The 1,451-nt window shown below is 69.7% G+C and carries 2 protein-coding genes and 1 pseudogene; all 3 read left to right on the top strand.

Annotated elements, in window-relative coordinates; translation table 11 throughout:
- Window positions 1-377 (top strand): annotated as a pseudogene (locus AB8Z36_RS39045) (hypothetical protein); the annotation flags it as partial.
- 15 nt (window positions 378-392) lie between these two features.
- The gene (locus AB8Z36_RS39040) at window positions 393-659 is read left to right on the top strand and encodes a GlsB/YeaQ/YmgE family stress response membrane protein (protein WP_369218106.1); all 267 of its coding nucleotides are present in this window, start codon (window positions 393-395) and stop codon (window positions 657-659) included.
- Window positions 660-694: 35 nt separating this feature from the next.
- Window positions 695-1,258 carry a DJ-1/PfpI/YhbO family deglycase/protease gene (locus AB8Z36_RS39035; RefSeq protein ID WP_369218105.1) on the top strand — a complete coding sequence of 188 codons (564 nt, stop codon included), beginning with the start codon at window positions 695-697 and terminating at the stop codon, window positions 1,256-1,258.
- Window positions 1,259-1,451: the final 193 nt, after the last annotated feature.

The following is a 1,451-nucleotide window of genomic DNA, read 5'->3' as shown; positions in this document are numbered from 1 at the left end:
CCACCGCCCTTCAGGTGACGGTCGTCGAGCGCAGTGAGCGGCGGGCCAAGGACTACGCGGGCCTGCTGCGCACGAAGCTCGACGGGTGCGCCAAGAAGGTCATGGCGGAGAACCCCGACATCACCGCCGAGCAGAAGTACTACGGCAAGCCACACCGGCCCCGGCGTCCTGCCCACGCGGGCCGGACGCCGGGGCCGCCGTCCTTTCCGGGACTTACTGCCCTGCGGGCAGGGGCCGTTGGTCCTGTCTGGCGCCCGGGGAGCCGGGCACCCGGACCTCGCACCGGTTACTCCGGTCGCCGGTCCCGCCTGGCGGCGCCACGGCGTGTGGTCATGCTGAGGGTGGGTACCGGAGTGTCCGATCGACTTCGAAAGTGAACGGAAGGTAGCACCGTGGGCGTCATCGCCTGGATTCTGGTCGGCTTGATCGCTGGAGCGATCGCGAAGGCACTGACCCCGGGCAAGGACCCGGGAGGGGCGATCGTCACGATGCTGATCGGCATCGTCGGTGGCCTGCTCGGTGGCTGGCTGGGCAAGGTGATCTTCGGAGTGGAGTCGATCAACGGCTTCTTCCACTTGTCCACCTGGATCGCCGCCATCGTCGGAGCGGTCATCGTGCTGTTCCTGTACCGCCTGGTGTCCGGCCGCGCTCGGCACTGAGCACCCGCACACAGCGACAGAAGAAAGGCAGTGTCATGGCTGAGAACACCCTGAACGGCCGCCGCGTCCTGGCGGTCGTCACCAACTACGGGATCGAGCAGGACGAGCTCCTGGTGCCGGTGGAGCACCTGCGCGAACGCGGCGCGCACGTCGACGTCGCCGCGGTCTCCGACGAGGAGATCCGCACCCTCGTCGGCGACAAGGACCCCGGCAAGACGGTTCGGCCGGACCTGAAGATCTCGGACGCGGACGTGGACTCGTACGACCTGCTCCTGGTGCCGGGCGGCACGATCAACGCCGACAGTCTGCGCCTCGACCGGGACGCCGTGGAGGCGGTCCGCACCTTCGCGGGAGCGGGCGGGAAGGTGGCCGCGATCTGCCACGGGCCGTGGCTGCTCGTCGAGGCCGATGTCCTCGACGGCAAGACCCTCACCTCCTACGCCTCGCTCGCCACCGACATCCGCAACGCCAAGGGCACCTGGGTCGACAAGTCCGTCATGCACTGCGGTGCCAACGGCTGGGACCTCATCACCTCGCGCACCCCCGACGACCTCGACGACTTCCTCAAGGACATCGACGCGACGCTCGGGGCGGCCTGAGCGGCGCGGGGCGCGGCACACACCGAGGGCCGGGAAGCACACCTGCTTCCCGGCCCTCGGCGTATGCCGGGACGACGAGGCCGACGAGGCCGACGTGTCAGGACGCCCTGCGCCGCAGCCGGTAGACGCCGTACCCGGTCGCCGCAAGGACCATCGCGACGCCCCCGGCCACGTAGATGCCGTCGTTGTCCCG

The organism is Streptomyces flavofungini (assembly GCF_041028215.1).
Taxonomy (GTDB): domain Bacteria; phylum Actinomycetota; class Actinomycetes; order Streptomycetales; family Streptomycetaceae; genus Streptomyces; species Streptomyces flavofungini_B.
This window is presented reverse-complemented; position numbering and strand designations above follow the sequence as displayed.

Coding starts and splice junctions, on each gene's coding strand:
- AB8Z36_RS39035 (WP_369218105.1), top strand. CDS start 695: ATGGCTGAGAACACCCTGAACGGCCGCCGCGTCCTGGCGGTCGTCACC.